Annotated in this window: 12 protein-coding genes; 10 read left to right on the plus strand and 2 right to left on the minus strand. The window is 68.1% G+C overall.

All coding sequences use genetic code 11. The features are described 5' to 3' along the window. Positions 1–2: 2 nt before the first annotated feature. Positions 3–1,190 (minus strand): urate hydroxylase PuuD, encoded by a 1,188-nt coding sequence (locus tag ABNQ40_RS07740; protein WP_109049705.1) that lies wholly within the window; start codon positions 1,188–1,190, stop codon positions 3–5. 196 nt (positions 1,191–1,386) lie between these two features. Between ABNQ40_RS07740 and ABNQ40_RS07745 the strand changes: the two genes are divergently transcribed. The 6 genes from ABNQ40_RS07745 to ABNQ40_RS07770 all read left to right on the plus strand — a co-directional run bounded on the left by ABNQ40_RS07745 (position 1,387) and on the right by ABNQ40_RS07770 (position 9,662). Further along, a complete protein-coding gene (locus ABNQ40_RS07745) occupies positions 1,387–2,886 on the plus strand; it encodes a CHASE3 domain-containing protein (RefSeq protein ID WP_109049704.1) in 1,500 nt (499 codons plus the stop codon). After that, complete coding sequence (locus ABNQ40_RS07750) at positions 2,876–3,325, plus strand: response regulator (RefSeq protein ID WP_199235316.1); 450 nt, start codon at positions 2,876–2,878, stop codon at positions 3,323–3,325. The genes ABNQ40_RS07745 and ABNQ40_RS07750 overlap by 11 nt, the downstream gene beginning before the upstream one ends. After that, positions 3,322–4,362: a sensor histidine kinase gene (locus tag ABNQ40_RS07755; RefSeq protein WP_109049703.1), complete on the plus strand. Its 1,041-nt coding sequence runs from the start codon at positions 3,322–3,324 to the stop codon at positions 4,360–4,362. Before ABNQ40_RS07750 ends, ABNQ40_RS07755 begins: the two co-directional genes overlap by 4 nt. 181 nt (positions 4,363–4,543) lie before the next feature. Then, on the plus strand, positions 4,544–5,332 hold the full coding sequence (locus ABNQ40_RS07760; protein ID WP_109049702.1) for a TetR/AcrR family transcriptional regulator: 789 nt from the start codon (positions 4,544–4,546) through the stop codon (positions 5,330–5,332). A gap of 12 nt (positions 5,333–5,344) precedes the next feature. Further along, a complete protein-coding gene (locus ABNQ40_RS07765) occupies positions 5,345–6,577 on the plus strand; it encodes an efflux RND transporter periplasmic adaptor subunit (RefSeq protein ID WP_391346086.1) in 1,233 nt (410 codons plus the stop codon). A gap of 10 nt (positions 6,578–6,587) precedes the next feature. Further along, entirely contained in the window at positions 6,588–9,662 is a 3,075-nt protein-coding gene (locus tag ABNQ40_RS07770) for a multidrug efflux RND transporter permease subunit (protein ID WP_109050253.1), read from the plus strand. Positions 9,663–9,748: 86 nt separating this feature from the next. On the opposite strand, the gene ABNQ40_RS07775 is transcribed toward ABNQ40_RS07770, so the two are convergent. Continuing rightward, on the minus strand, positions 9,749–9,937 hold the full coding sequence (locus tag ABNQ40_RS07775) for a hypothetical protein (protein ID WP_109050254.1): 189 nt from the start codon (positions 9,935–9,937) through the stop codon (positions 9,749–9,751). Between the two features lie 372 nt (positions 9,938–10,309). On the opposite strand from ABNQ40_RS07775, the gene ABNQ40_RS07780 reads away from it, so the two are divergent. The 4 genes from ABNQ40_RS07780 (at position 10,310) to ABNQ40_RS07795 (ending at position 14,972) form a co-directional block, all read left to right on the plus strand. Further along, positions 10,310–11,161 carry a phosphate/phosphite/phosphonate ABC transporter substrate-binding protein gene (locus tag ABNQ40_RS07780; RefSeq protein ID WP_109050255.1) on the plus strand — a complete coding sequence of 284 codons (852 nt, stop codon included), beginning with the start codon at positions 10,310–10,312 and terminating at the stop codon, positions 11,159–11,161. Next, positions 11,158–13,920, plus strand: coding sequence for an ATP-binding protein (locus ABNQ40_RS07785; protein ID WP_109050256.1), 2,763 nt, complete (start codon positions 11,158–11,160; stop codon positions 13,918–13,920). Before ABNQ40_RS07780 ends, ABNQ40_RS07785 begins: the two co-directional genes overlap by 4 nt. 124 nt (positions 13,921–14,044) lie before the next feature. Continuing rightward, entirely contained in the window at positions 14,045–14,437 is a 393-nt protein-coding gene (locus tag ABNQ40_RS07790; RefSeq protein ID WP_109490975.1) for a hypothetical protein, read from the plus strand. Positions 14,438–14,597: 160 nt separating this feature from the next. Further along, positions 14,598–14,972, plus strand: a complete 375-nt coding sequence (locus tag ABNQ40_RS07795; protein ID WP_098736125.1) for a response regulator — start codon at positions 14,598–14,600, stop codon at positions 14,970–14,972. The last annotated feature ends 29 nt before the right edge of the window (positions 14,973–15,001 follow it).

The following is a 15,001-nucleotide window of genomic DNA, read 5'->3' on the forward strand; positions in this document are numbered from 1 at the left end:
GGTTACTTAATGTCCGCGGACCACGCCGCCAACACCGCCCGCTCCTGCGGGGTGATTCCGGTGATGTTGGCGGGGGGCATGGCGCTGCTGTAGCCGGCTTGCAGGCGGATCTGCTCGGCATGGCGGCGGATGCCGTCGCCCTCCAGCACGACGCCGCGCGGCGGGGTGGCGATGCCCTCCCACACCGGCTGGGCGGCATGGCACATGCTGCACCGGGTGGCGACGATCTCCTCCACCTGAGCGAAGCCGACCTTCACCGGCGCAGCCGCAGCCGTGTCGGCCGTCGCCGGCCCCATGGTGCTGAGCCAGATGCAGCCCAGCATGCCGGCGGCGGCCACCCCCCAGGTCCACCAGGGCGTCGGCTTGCCGGCATGGCGGCTGTTGAAGAAATGGCGGATCGCCGTGCCGACCACCAGAACCAGCGCCACCATCACCCAGTTGTAGCGGGTGGAGCTGACCAGCGGATAATGGTTGGACAGCATCAGGAAGACGACCGGCAGGGTCAGGTAGTTGTTGTGCAGCGAGCGCTGCTTGGCCTTTTTGCCCAGCGACGGGTCCGGCGTCTCGCCGCGCAGCATGGCGGCCACCGTCCTGCGCTGGTTGGGGATGATCAGCATGAAGACGTTGCAGGCCATCATCGTCGCCATCAGGGCGCCGACCTGCAACATGGCGCCGCGCCCGCTGAAGATCTTCGTCATGCCCCAGGCGGTCGCCACCAGCATGACGAAACCGGCGACAGCCAACGCCCCGTCGTTGCGGCCGAGCGGCGACTTGCACATCAGGTCATAGGCGACCCAGCCCGCCACCAGCGCGCCGACGCTGATCGCCACCGCCTGCCAATGGCTGAGCGCCAGTACGTCCTGGTCGATCAGGAACAGGTCGGCGCCGCGGTAATACAGCACGCACATCAGGAAGAAGCCGCTGAGCCAGGTCGCGTAGGATTCCCACTTGAACCATGTCAGATCCTCCGGCAACTGCGGCGGGGCGACCATGTATTTGGTCATGTGGTAGAAGCCGCCGCCGTGAATTTGCCAGGCGTCGCCCGCCGTACCGGCCGGCGCGCCTGTCCGGCGGCGCAGCGAGGCGTCGAGATGGATGAAGTAGAAGGACGATCCGATCCAGGCGATGGCGGTGATGACGTGCAGCCACCGCGCCAGGGCGTTGATCCATTCCCACAGGATGGGCTCCATCGCGCGCACGCTCCTTCCGGTCAGGTCGATGGCTTGACTGTAAGGCCAGTGTGCAGCTGCGGAAAACCATTCGTCCGTCTCAACAGCTTCAAAAAATGACGAAAGATGGAGGGGTGCCGACCGCGCTGCCGGTTGCCAACCCTCCTGCGAATTGGTAGAGGGGCTTACCCTTCCCCGCACCGCACGGCTCTCCGCGATGCCCACGTCCGGCAGCACCGTCACCCGCCGTGCCCTTCTGATGCTGCTCGCCGCCGCCTTCGCGCTGCTGGCGATCATCATGATGTCGGGATGGCTGGCGGACAGCACGCAGCGATATTCCCGTTCCGTCAGCCGGATAACGGCCCTGCGCGTCGCCGCCGGGACTATGCTCAGCCAGTTGCAGGATGCCGAGATCGGACAGCGCGGCTACCTGCTGACCGAGGACCGCCAATATCTCAAGCCCTACGAGGCGGCTATCGCGGCGGTGGACGCCACCATCGCCCGGCTGCGCGAGCTGGCCGACAGCGATGCCGGCGAGCTGCGCATCCTCGACCGTCTCGTCGGCCTGGCCGCCGCCAAGCGGGAGGAGCTGGCAGAGACCATCGCCCTGATGGAGGCCGGACGCCGGGACGACTCCCTGGCCATCGTGCGCACCGGCCGCGGCATGCGGCTGATGGACGATGCCCGGCGCTCGCTCGACGAGCTGATCACCCCCGCCGATGCCCAGCTCGACACCCAGCTCCGCGCCCTGACCGGGCAGGCCAGGACATCGGGATGGGTGGCGATCCTGGGCGGCCTGTTCATCCTGCTGGTCGTCGGTGGCGCCGTGTGGATCGCGGTCGGCTACACGCGCGCCCTCATGCAGGCGCAGCGCGCGATCCAGGCCCTCAACGATTCCCTGGAACAGCGCGTTTCGGAACGCACCATGGAGTTGCAGCGGGCCAACGACGAGATCCAGCGCTTCGCCTACATCGTCAGCCACGATCTGCGCGCGCCGCTGGTCAACGTGATGGGCTTCACCAGCGAGCTCGAGGCCGGACTGGCCAGCGTGACCGCAGACCTCGACCGCCGGCCGGCGGATGGCGACGACGCCACGGCGGCGGAGGCACGGCGGGCGGTCGCCGAGGACATGCCGGAGGCCATTGGCTTCATCCGCGGGTCGACGTCGAAGATGGATCGCCTCATCAACGCCATCCTCGCCCTGTCGCGCCAGGGCAGCCGGACGCTGAACCCCGAACCCCTCTCCATGCAGGCACTCCTGGAGAACGTGGTCGCCAGCTACCGCCACCGGGCAGGCGAACTGCGCTGCGCCATCGACATCGCCGGCCCCCTGCCGTCGCTCGTCTCCGACCGACTCGCCCTGGAGCAGGTGTTCGGGAACCTGCTGGACAATGCGATCAAATATCTCGATCCCGCCCGACCCGGCCGGATCGCCATCCGCGGACGGTCCGAGGAGGATTCGCTGATCTTCGAAGTCGTAGACAACGGCCGCGGAATAGCACCGCAGGATCACGAACGCATCTTCGAGCTGTTCCGCCGCTCCGGCGTGCAGGACCGTCCGGGAGAGGGGATCGGCCTCGCCTATGTCCGCACGCTCGTCCGGCGCCTGCAAGGCGACGTCACCGTCGATTCGGTTCCTGGACAGGGCAGTATCTTTCGCATAAGCCTTCCGAAAATTCTTGCTCTGTCCTCGGAGAAGCCCGCTCATGAAGCGTGACCCCCAAACGGTGTGCATCGTCATGATCGAGGACGACGAGGGACACGCCCGCCTGATCGAGAAGAACATCCGGCGGGCCGGCGTCACCAACGAGATCGTGCCCTTCACCGACGGCACCAGCGCGCTCGACTACCTGTTCGGCCCGGACGGAAGCGGACAGGCCAGCACGGGCCGGGCGCTTCTCATCCTGCTGGATTTGAACCTGCCGGACATGACCGGGGTCGATATCCTGTCCAGGCTGAAGGCCAACCCCCACACCAAGCGTTTTCCCGTCGTGGTGCTGACCACCACCGACGACCGGCAGGAAATCCAGCGCTGCTACGACATCGGGGCCAACGTCTACATCACCAAGCCGGTGAATTACGAAAGCTTCGCCACCGCGATCCGGCAGCTGGGGCTGTTCTTCTCCGTCATCCAGGTGCCCGAGGCGGAGGCATGACCGACCCGGCCATACGCATCCTCTACATCGACGACGACGTTGCCCTGGCGCGGCTGGTGCAACGGAGGCTCGAACGGCGCGGCTACGCGGTGGAGTGGGCGAAGGACGGCCGGGATGGGTTGGAAAGGCTGGAGCGGGGCGGCATTGCGGTGGTCGGGCTGGACCACGAGATGCCGGGAGCGACCGGGTTGGACATATTGCCCGTCCTGCTGTCGCGCGAGAATGCCCCGCCGGTCATCTACGTCACCGGTGCCGGCGACACGCGGGTGGCCGTCGCGGCGCTGAAGGCTGGTGCGGACGATTACGTTCCCAAGGAGACCGGCGAGGGATTCTTCGATCTGCTGGCGGCGGCCATCGAGCAGGCCCTCGAAAAGGCCCATCTGCGCCGGGAGCGGGAGCAGGCGGAGCGGGAGGTGCGCGCCGCCCGCGACCGGGCGGAGATGCTGCTGCGGGAGGTCAACCACCGGGTCGCCAACAGCTTGGCCCTGGTGGCGGCCTTCGTGCGGATGCAGCGGTCGGGCCTGTCCGATTCCATGGCCCGCACCGCCCTGGACGAGACCCAGCTGCGCATCACCGCGATCGCCGGCATCCATCGAAGCCTCTACACCTCCGACGACGTGCGGTCCGTCCGCTTCGACACGTATCTGGAAACGCTGCTCGCCGAAATGCACACCGCCATGGCGTCCCAGCGCCCGGACAGCTTCGTCGTCGTCGCCGACGAGGTGACGGTGCCGACCGACAAGGCCGTGTCCCTGGCGGTCATCGTGACCGAACTGGTCACGAATGCCTGCAAATACGCCTATCCCGACGGCCGGGCCGGCAGCATCCGTGTGCGGGCGATGGCTGCCGAAGGGCAGCTGTCGGTGAGCGTCGAGGACGATGGGGTCGGTTTCTCCGGCGACGATGCGCCCCAGGGAACCGGCCTCGGCACCCGCATCGTCCAGGCGATGGCGGCCAGCCTGGGGGCGCTGCTGCATCATGACCGGCAGCATGCCGGCACCCGGGTGACGCTGACGATGCCGTTGCAACCGCTGTAACCGCGCGTTCGGGCGACCCGCCCCGCCTGCCCTTGTCAGGGGCCGGGCAGGAGACTGCCGGCCATCCCGGCAAACCCCATGGACAGGATGCCGCACCCAAGCTATATCTCCGGCAGCAAGGTGAGTAAGCACTCACTTATCACAAGCGACCGACCCGGCACCCTTCGATGGCCCCCTTCTGATGGCCCCGCGCCTCGACAGCCACGCCCGCAAGCGGGCGATCCTCGACGCCGCCTTGCCGCTGTTCGCGCGCAAGGGCTTCGCCGCGACCACCACCAAGGAGATCGCCCAGGCCGCCGGCGTGTCGGAGGCGCTGATCTTCAAGCATTTCCCGTCCAAGGCCTTGCTCTACGAATCGATCTTCCTCTGCTGCATCGACGGCGATCCGGAATATGAACGGCTGGTGTCGCTGCCGCCCAGCACCGGCACGCTGGTGCAGATGATCCAGGGCATGGTGAACTACTTCGTGATCGAGCTGCCGGCCGATCCGGACGAGCGCGCCCGCCACCGCCTGTCGATCATCAGCCTGCTGGAGGACGGCGAGTTCATGCGGCAGGTCTTCGAAGGCATCCGCAGCCGCTTCCTGCCCTGCTTCGCCGCCTCCATCGAAGCCGCGACCGCCGCCGGCGATCTGCTGCCGGGTCCGGTCGATGCGGAGAACGGCTTCTGGCTTGCCGAGCATCTGTGCGAGATGATGGCGACCGTCTGCCTGTCCGGCGGGGCCATCGTCCCTTATCCTTGCGGCCGTCCCGACCTTGCGCGCCAGACCATCTGGTTCATCCTGCGCGGGCTCGGCCTGCGTGACACCGCGATTGCCGCTCACGAAGGCGGCGGACGCTTTCCCTTCGTGCCTTCCCAGCCGCCGCCGGAGCCGCCGGCAAATGATGCGGCCAAGCCCGCACATGGCGTAGCCAAGCCCATGAATGGCGCAGCCAAGAATGACGATCCCACACCCGAGAGACCGGAGTAGCCGAACGTGACCCTGGACCATTCGCCAAAGACCGAGACGTCATTCGGCCACCCGGCGTCCGAGCCGGGTCGCGGGGCGCCTCCCCCCACCTCGCCGCCGCGCAAGCCGGTGACGCGCGGACGGCTGACCGTGCGCATCATCATCACGCTGATCGTGCTCGGGCTGCTGGGCGCGGGGCTGTACGGCTTCAATACCTTCCGCGCCAAGGCCATCGCCGATTTCTTCGCCAACAACAAGCCGCCGCCCACCCCGGTGGCGCTGGCCGAGGCGTCGGTGCAGACCATCCCGAAATACCTGTCGGCCATCGGCACGCTCCAGGCCGCGCGTCAGGTGACGGTGGCCCCCGAGGTCGCCGGACGCGTCGACCGCATCCCCTTCGAATCGGGCGCCCGCGTCAAGGCCGGCGACCCGCTGGTGCAGCTGAACGACGCCACCGAGCAGGCCGACCTGCTGGCCCAGCGCGCCCAGGCGCGTCTGGCCGAGCTGAACCTGGAGCGTTACCGCGACCTGCGCCGCAGCCAGGCGACGCCCCAGAGCAACGTCGACCAGTATCAGGCGCAGCTCGACGAGACCAACGCCAACATGAAGCGCACCAGCGCGCTGATCGGCCAGAAGCTGATCAAGGCGCCGTTCGACGGCGAGCTCGGCATCCGGCAGGTCAATGTCGGCGACTACGTCAATCCAGGTGCCACCATCGTCACGCTGACCGACCTGTCGCAGCTCTACATCAACTTCTCCCTGCCGGAGCAGAGCTTCACCAAGCTGTCGGTCGGCCAGGGCGTGCTGATCAATGTCGACGCCCTGCCGGGCCGCGATTTCGAGGCGAAGATCACCACCATCGAGCCGCAGGTCAGCGCCGACACCCGCGCCGTCAAGGTGCAGGCGACGATGGACAACCGCGAACGCCAGCTGCGGCCGGGCATGTTCGCCAATGTCCGCGTCGTCCTGCCGCCGCAGCCCAACACGCTGACCGTTCCGGAAACCGCGGTCGACTATACGGTCTACGGCGATTCCGTCTTCGTCGCGACCCAGCAGAAGACCCAGGACGGCAAGGAGCAGCTGGTGGTGGAGCGCAAGCCGGTCAAGATCGGCGACCGCCTCGCCAACCGCGTGGAGATCCGCAGCGGCCTCAACCCCGGTGACCGCGTCGTCGTGTCGGGCCAGTTGAAGCTCGCCAACGGTGCGGCCGTGGTTCCGGCGGAGAAGAATCCGCTGACCCCGCCGCAGACCCTGCCGCAGAACTGAGGCCGACGCCATGGGCAGTTTCACCGACATCTTCATCCGCCGGCCGGTCCTGTCGCTCGTGGTCAGCCTGCTGATCCTGCTGGTCGGGGCACGCGCGCTGCTGGAGCTGCCGATCCGGCAGTATCCGCAGCTGCAGAATACGGTCATCACCGTGACCACCAGCTATCCCGGCGCCTCGCCGGAGCTGATGCAGGGCTTCATCGCCACGCCGATCGAACAGGCGGTCTCCTCGGCCGAGGGCCTCGACTATCTGACCTCCTCCTCCACCCAGGGGCAGAGCGTCGTCACCGCCTATGTCCGGCTGAACTTCGACCCCAACGTCGCGATGACCGACGTGATGGCGAAGGTGCAGCAGGTCAAATACCAGCTGCCGCGCGAGGCCAACGACCCGGTCATCCTGAAATCGACCGGCGAGACGACCTCGATCCTCTATATGGGCTTCTCCAGCCCGGAATTGTCGGGAGCGGCGATCTCCGACTACCTGACGCGCGTGGTGCAGCCGGTGCTCTCCACGGTGGAGGGCGTCGCCCGCGCCCAGATCCTGGGCGGCCAGACCTTCGCCATGCGGCTGTGGCTCGACCCGGTCAAGATGGCGGCGCGCAACATCTCGCCGGCCGACGTCTCGGCGGCGGTCACCGCCAACAACTACCAGTCGGCACCCGGCCAGACCAAGGGCGTCTTCGTCATCTCCAACGTCACCGCCAACACCGGCCTGACCGACGTCGAGCAGTTCCGCGACATGGTGGTGAAGGCGAAGGACGGGGCGCTGGTGCGCATGCGCGACATCGCCACGGTCGAACTCAGCTCCAAGAGCTTCGACGCCAGCGTGGCGATGAACGGGCAGCAGGCGATCTTCATCGGCGTCGACAGCACCCCCACCGGCAACCCGCTGAACATCGTCGCCGACATCCGCAAGATGGAGCCGGAGCTGCGGCGCAACCTGCCGCCCAACATGAACATGGAGATCGTCTACGACAGCACCCGCTTCATCCAGGCGTCCATCGACGAGGTGGTGAAGACGCTGCTGGAGGCGGTCGCCATCGTCATCGTCGTCATCTTCCTGTTCCTCGGCAGCTTGCGGTCGGTGCTGATCCCGGTGGTGACCATCCCGCTGTCCATCGTCGGCGCGGCCACCTTCATGCTGGCGCTGGGATTCTCGCTGAACCTGCTGACGCTGCTGGCGATGGTGCTCGCCATCGGCCTCGTGGTCGATGACGCCATCGTGGTGGTGGAGAACATCCACCGGCATATCGAGCACGGCAAGTCGAAGGTCGCCGCGTCGCTGATCGGCGCCCGCGAGATCATCGGGCCGGTCATCTCCATGACCATCACGCTGGCGGCGGTCTATGCCCCCATCGGCCTGCTGGGCGGCCTGACCGGCGCGCTGTTCCGCGAATTCGCCTTCACGCTGGCCGCGTCGGTGATCGTGTCCGGCGTCGTGGCGCTGACCCTGTCGCCGATGATGTGCTCGATCATCCTGAAGGAGGGCGAGCCGGGCCGCTTCGCCGCCTTCCTCGACCGTCAGTTCGAACGGCTGGCGGGCTGGTACGAGCGGCGGCTGCACGGCATGCTCGACTATCGCGCCGCGACCCTGCTGTTCGCGGTCGGCATCCTGCTGTCGGTCGGCTACCTGTTCGCCAACACCATGTCGGAACTGGCGCCGGAAGAGGATCAGGGCATCCTGTTCGGCATCTCCAAGGGGCCGCAATACGCCAACCTCGACTACATCGACAGCTTCGGCAAGCAGATCGACGAGACTTTCGCCGCCTTCCCGGAGACCGACACCCGCTTCATCCTGACCGGCCTGCCCACCCTCAACCAGGGCTTCGCCGGCATGATCCTGAAGCCGTGGGGCGAGCGCAAACGGTCGGCCAAGGAGTTGCAGCCGCTGGCCCAGGCCGAGCTGGGCAAGGTGACGGGCATCAACGTGTTCCTGGTGTCGCCGCCGGCCCTGCCCGGCTCCACCGGCGGCCTGCCGGTGCAGATGGTGATCTCCAGCCCCGGCGACTACCGCACCATCTTCGACGCCATCGAGCGGATCAAGGATGCTGCCACCAAGAGCGGCATGTTCATCGTCACCGACAGCGACCTGCAATATGACAGCCCGGTCGTCCGGCTTAAGATCGACCGCGCCAAGGCGGCCGATCTCGGACTGACCATGCAGTCGGTGTCGAGCACGCTGTCGGTGCTGGTCGGCGGCAACTACGTCAACCGCTTCAACCTGAACGGCCGCTCCTACGAGGTCATTCCCCAGGTGCCGCGGGCCGAGCGCCTGACGCCGGAATCGCTGACCAACTACTACGTCACCTCCGGATCGGGCGCCCAGATCCCGCTGTCCACCGTGGTGTCGGTGGAAACGGCGGTGGAGCCCAACGCGCTGAACAAGTACAATCAGCTGCCGTCGGCCACCTTCTCCGCCGTGCCGATGCCGGGCGTCTCCATGGGCCAGGTCGTCGACTTCCTGGAGGAGCAGGCGCGCACCCAGCTGCCGGCCGGCTTCAACCACGCCTACCTGTCGGAATCGCGCCAGTTCGTGACGGAGGGCAGCCAGTTGATGATCACCTTCGCCTTCGCGCTGATCGTGATCTATCTGGTGCTGGCCGCACAGTTCGAATCGCTGCGCGACCCGCTGGTGATCCTGGTGTCGGTGCCGATGTCGATCTGCGGCGCGCTGCTGCCGCTGTTCTTCGGCGTCGCCACCATGAACATCTACACCCAGGTCGGTCTGGTGACCTTGATCGGCCTGATCTCCAAGCATGGCATCCTGCTGGTGGAGTTCGCCCGCGAGATGCAGCTCAACGAGGGCGTCGACCGCCGCACCGCGATCGAGCATGCCGCCCGGGTCCGCCTGCGCCCGATCCTGATGACCACCGCGGCGATGGTGGTCGGCCTGCTGCCGCTGCTGACCGCGGCGGGTGCCGGTGCGGCCAGCCGCTTCTCCATCGGTCTGGTCATCGTGTCGGGCATGCTGATCGGCACGCTGTTCACCCTGTTCGTCCTGCCGGCGGTCTACACCCTGCTGGCCAAGGACCACTACGCCGCCTCCCGCTCCAGCCGGGCGGAGCAGCTGCGCAGCACGACCTGACGCGCCACCAGGCACCGCGTGACGAAACAGGCCCCTCCCAACCGGGAGGGGCCTGTTTTCGTTCGGGGGCTTTCTTTCGGGGCCTCTCACCCCGCCAGTTCCGCCGGCACCGGCAGGTCTTCACCCTCCTCGCGGCGGAGCATCCAGATCATCCAGCGTTCCGTGTGGATCAGCAGGCGCCGGGTCTCGACGCTGTCGCAGCCGCGGCTGTGGCTGCGCAGGAGGCGGATGGCGCGGCAGATGGCGGATTGCGGGTCCTGGGCTCGTTCCGGCACGGGCGGGGGTCCTCGGTGGCTATGCGGAGGGTAATGCGGGCTCTCCGACACATAGCGGACCGATCCGCAACCAAAGCGTGATCTTTCTTGGCCTCGCGCAGAATCCTGTCCGACCGCCGTTCCAAAGTTGCGTCCGGCCGCCGGAATGATGCGGACGATGACGATCAAAGTTTCAAGGGGCGCCGCCCGTCACGGGTGTTTGGCCGGTTCATGCCCGGCAAAGGCCACCCTGTGCGCTCTTGTCCCTACCTGCGGCATTTATCGAATGTTATATCTTTCGTCCTAGACCATCGCTCGGGCCGCCGCCGTCACGAATGCTGTCCGTCCAAGCGCCGGCATTTCACACCTGCAGTCCGTAGGGAGCCGAAAGCCATGACCAAGCGACTGTTCGCCCGCCTCGCCGCGCTCTGTTCCGCCGTGTTGTGCGGCCTGGCGGCCACCGCGCCGTCCCCGGCGCAGGCGGAGGAGCAGGCCTTCCGCATCGGCATCGCCCCGCACACCAGCGCCCGCGTCATCATCGAACAGTACCAGCCGGTCCGCCGCGCGGTGGAGGCGGCGCTGGGCCGGCCGGTGGAGATCGTGACGGCGCCCGACTTCACCGCCTTCGCCCGCCGGGCGGTCGAGCAGGAATACGACATCGCCGTGACCACCGGCCATCAGGCGGAGATGCTGCGCAAGGATGCCGGCTACCTGCCGCTGCTGACCTACAAATCGGACTTCCGCGCCGTGCTGGTGACGGCGGCCAAGGGGCCTTACCAGACGGTGCAGTCGCTGGCCGGCACCACCATGCTGGGGCTCAGCCCGTCGTCGCTGGTGACCCTGTGGGGCCAGCACTGGCTGGCCGAGCAGAAGCTGCCGAACATCCAGCTGCGCTATGTCAGCGCCGCCGACAGCGTGGCCCAGCTGATCCTGGCCGGCGACGCGTCGGCCGGCTTCATGTCGCTGGCCAACCGCGCCAAGCTGGCGCCGGAGGTGCAGGCGCAGCTGTCCACCATCGCCGAAAGCCGGTCGATGGTCGGCCGCGTCTACATGCTAAACGGCAAGCAGGCGGCGGTTCTGGAGCCGTTGCGCAAGGCGCTGTTCGCCTTCGGCGGGACGGCCGACGGCCGGACCTATTTCGACGCCAATCAGCTGGGCGGCTACCGCCCGGTCACCGACGAGGAGCTGGAGGCGATGGAGCCGCTGGCCGACGAGGTCCGGAGCGTTCTGAAGGCCGGGAAATGATCCTGTCCCGTCTGGCGCCCTGGAAGACGCTGCGCGGGCGCATGCTGGCCGCCGCCATGGCGGTCGAGGCGATCATGCTGACCCTGCTGGTCGCCAACAGCGTGCGCCTGCTCTACGGCAGCCTTGCCGAACAGGCCAAGCTGCATGCGGAACAGGTGGCGCCGGTGCTGAACGCCGCCCTGGTGGCACCGCTGGCCCAGCGCGACTATGCGACCCTGCAGGCGGTGCTGGACGAAAGCCGCTCCACCGGCGGCGTGCTCTATCTCGCCGTCGCCGACAGCAAGGGCAAGCTGGTGGCGACCAGCGGCTGGCGGCAGGACCGCGGCCTGCCGGCCCCCGACCCGGCGCTGACGCTGGACGCCAAGGACGGCGTCGCCCGCTATGATGTGACGGTGCCGGTGGCGCTGGCCGGGCAGAAGCTGGGCACGGTGCAGTTCGGCCTGGATCTGGCCCACATCGTCCAGGCCCGGCGCGACCTGCTGACCCAGGGCATCGCCATCGCCCTGTCGGAGATCCTGCTGTCGGCCGGGCTGCTGACCCTGCTCGGCCTGTGGCTGACCCGCCATCTGGCGGCGCTGGCGCGGGCCAGCGAACGGGTGGCGGCCGGCGATTACAGCCCGCCGGCGCTGGCGGAGGGCGACGACGACATCGGCCGGCTGGGGGCCGCCTTCAACACCATGTCCCACGCCATCAAGGAGCGCGTCGACCAGCTGACGGTGGCGCTGGACGAGCAGGAGGCGCTCGCCCGCGACGTGGAGCAGGAGCGCGCCCGCCTGTCGGCCCTGCTGTCGGCGATGGATTTCGGCGTGCTGTTCGTCGGCGGCGACGGGCGCATCGCCTATGCCAACCCGGCCTTCTCCGCCCTGTTCGCCATTGCCGGGGCGCCGGTCGGCCACCGGCTGGACGAGACGCTGGCCAATGCCGGCAACGCCCCGCGCGACACCGACCACACGCTGCTATCGGCGGTGGACGGCGACGAGCGGCGCGAGATGACGCTGACCGACGGGCGCATCGTCAGCTGGCACAACGTGCCGGTGCGCAACGCCGCCGGGACCGCCATCGGCAAGCTGTGGCTGTGCATCGACGTGACCGAGCCGCGGCGCGCCGCCGAACAGCTGATCCAGGCCAAGGAGACGGCGGAAGCCGCCAGCCGGTCGAAGACAGAGTTCCTGGCGACCGTGAGCCACGAACTGCGCACCCCGATGAACGGTGTGCTGGGCAACCTGACCCTGTTGACCGACGCCTCCCTGCCGGCGGAGGAGAAGCGGCTGGCCGACGTCGCCCGCCGGTCGGCCGAAACGCTGCTGCGGCTGCTGGACGACATTCTGGACCTGTCGAAGCTGGAGGCCCGCCGCATCGACCTGGAGGAGGCCGACTGCGCCCTGCCCCAGCTGATCGACGGCGTGCTGGAGGTGCTGCACCCCAACGCCACCGACAAGGGGCTGGACCTGTCGGCCCGGCTGATGCCGTCGGTGCCGGAGGTGATCGTCACCGACCCGGCCCGGCTGCGCCAGATCCTGTTCAATCTGGTCGGCAACGCGGTGAAATTCACCGAAGAGGGCCACATCGCCGTGCGGGTGCGCCGGCTGGAGCGCGATCCAGCCGAGTTCGCCCCCTACGGCCGCCCGGACTCCTTCCTGCTGGAGTTCGAGGTGGAGGACACCGGCATCGGCATCGCGCCCGACTCGGTGCCGACCCTGTTCGACCGCTTCACCCAGGCCGACAGCTCGATCACCCGGCGCTATGGCGGCACCGGGCTGGGGCTGGCGATCTGCCGCGACCTCTGCCTGCTGATGGGCGGCAGCATCGCCGTCGACACCGCTCCCGGCCGCGGCAGCGTCTTCCGCTTCACCATCGTCGCCGGTCCCGGCGATCCGTCGGCGCTGCGCCGCATCGACGCCGGCCACGGCACCAGCCTGGGCGAGGCCGCGCGCATCGCCGCCTTGCCGCCGTTGCGCGTGCTGGCGGTCGACGACATCGAGGTGAACCGCGACATCGTCCGCGGCATCCTGGAACGCGCCGGCCACAGCGTGGCCCTGGCCGCCAGCGGCGGCGAGGCGGTGCGCATGGTACGCGACCAGCCCTTCGACCTCGTGCTGATGGACATCCAGATGCCGGGCATGGATGGGCTGACCGCCACCCGCCGCGTACGCGAACTTCCGGGAGACAAGGGCAGCGTGCCGATCCTGGCGCTGACCGCCCATGCGTCGGGCAGTTCGCGGCCGGAATGCCTGTCGGCGGGGATGAACGGCTTCGTCACCAAGCCCTTGCGTCCCGCCCTGCTCTTCGCCGAAATGGCTTCAGTGCTGGGCAACGGCCAAGGCGGCCAAGGCGGCAACGGCCTGCCCCCCGTTTCCCAACAGGCCACTTCCAAGCCGGCCGTTCCCGAATCCCCGTCCCCGGAGGCTGACATGACCGATATCCCGGACGCCAACCTCTTGGACGAAGAGCAGGTGTCGCTGCTGCTGGAGGTGCTGACGGCCGACGACTGGACCGCCTCCATCGCCGGGTTCACCGAGAATGGCCGCAAGACCATCGACGGCCTGATCGCCCAGGCCCGTGCCGGGGAGCCGCACAACCGCACCGCCCACACGCTGAAGGGCACCTCGCTCAATCTCGGCGCCGCCGCCCTCGGCCGGCTGGCGAAGGAATTGGAACACGCTCCCGCCGCCGCGGTTCTCGAACAGGAAGGGCGGCTCTACGACCTGCTCGACCGCTCGCTCGCCGCCCTGGCCGCACGCACGCCAATCGCCATCTGAACGGATAAGCCGACGGTTGGGCAGCACCCATCGGGCAGTGCGGCTTCCACATTCGGACAGGTGGGCATGGCACAAAAGCTTCCCTGAAGCGTTGATCCATCAGGACAACGACCAGAGAGGCATCATGAGCGAGCTTGCGGACGATCTCGACCAATGGACCGGCACGCGGCCCGGGGTGAGGGCCGACCGGATCCGGCCGGCGGTTCGCCAGGCGATGACGGCGGCCGGCTTCGCGCCGATGGATTTGGGCGACGGCAGCCATGCCTGGTATCGCCGGGCCGACGACGGCACCCATGCATTGATTTCGCACAACAACGCGCTGGACGGCGACCCGGCGGTCAAGGACTGGATCGTCGGCCAGTATGGCGAGCGCGGCGGCTTCGTCGAGGTCGGCGGCCTGCCCCTGGCCCGCGCGCTGCAAGGAGCCGACGTCCTGCCGTCGCCGGTTCGGCCGGACGGGTCGCTGGTGGAGGCGCTGTACCCCTCCCTCCAACAGGCACTTGATGATCTGGGGTGATAGTCCAGCCCGAGCTTGCCAATGGCCCAATGGGCGATGACCAAGGTCGGGGTGGACAAGCGGACGGCTGAACGGAAAAGCTCACGCCGGTTGCCGGATGGGATTGCGACCCCCATCTGTCCGCCGACCACCGCTTTGACCAGCAGCGAGCCGCCTGTCCATGGAAGCCGACCGATCCAAGCCCCTGCGCATCCTGCTCGTCGAAGACGAACCGCTGGTGGCCATGGCCATAGAGGATTCGCTGGAAGTCCAGAATGTCGTCGTCGTCGGCCCCGCCGGCACGGTGGCGGAGGCGCTGGACCTGATCGCCAAGGGCGGCATCGACGCCGCCCTGCTCGACGTCACCCTGCGCGGTGAGCGCGTCGACAGCGTCGCCGACGCTCTGGGCGCCGAGGGCATCCCCTTCGTCTTCACCACCGGTCATGGCGCCGCCGGCCTGCCGCGGACCCATCAGAACCGGCCGGTCCTGACCAAGCCCTTCCGCGAGGTCGAGATGACCGACGCCATCGACCGCTATTTCCGCGGCGGGGCATGACGCCCCGCCCCACTGCACCCCAGCCACTC

The organism is Azospirillum sp. A23 (assembly GCF_042938965.1).
GTDB lineage: Bacteria > Pseudomonadota > Alphaproteobacteria > Azospirillales > Azospirillaceae > Azospirillum > Azospirillum melinis.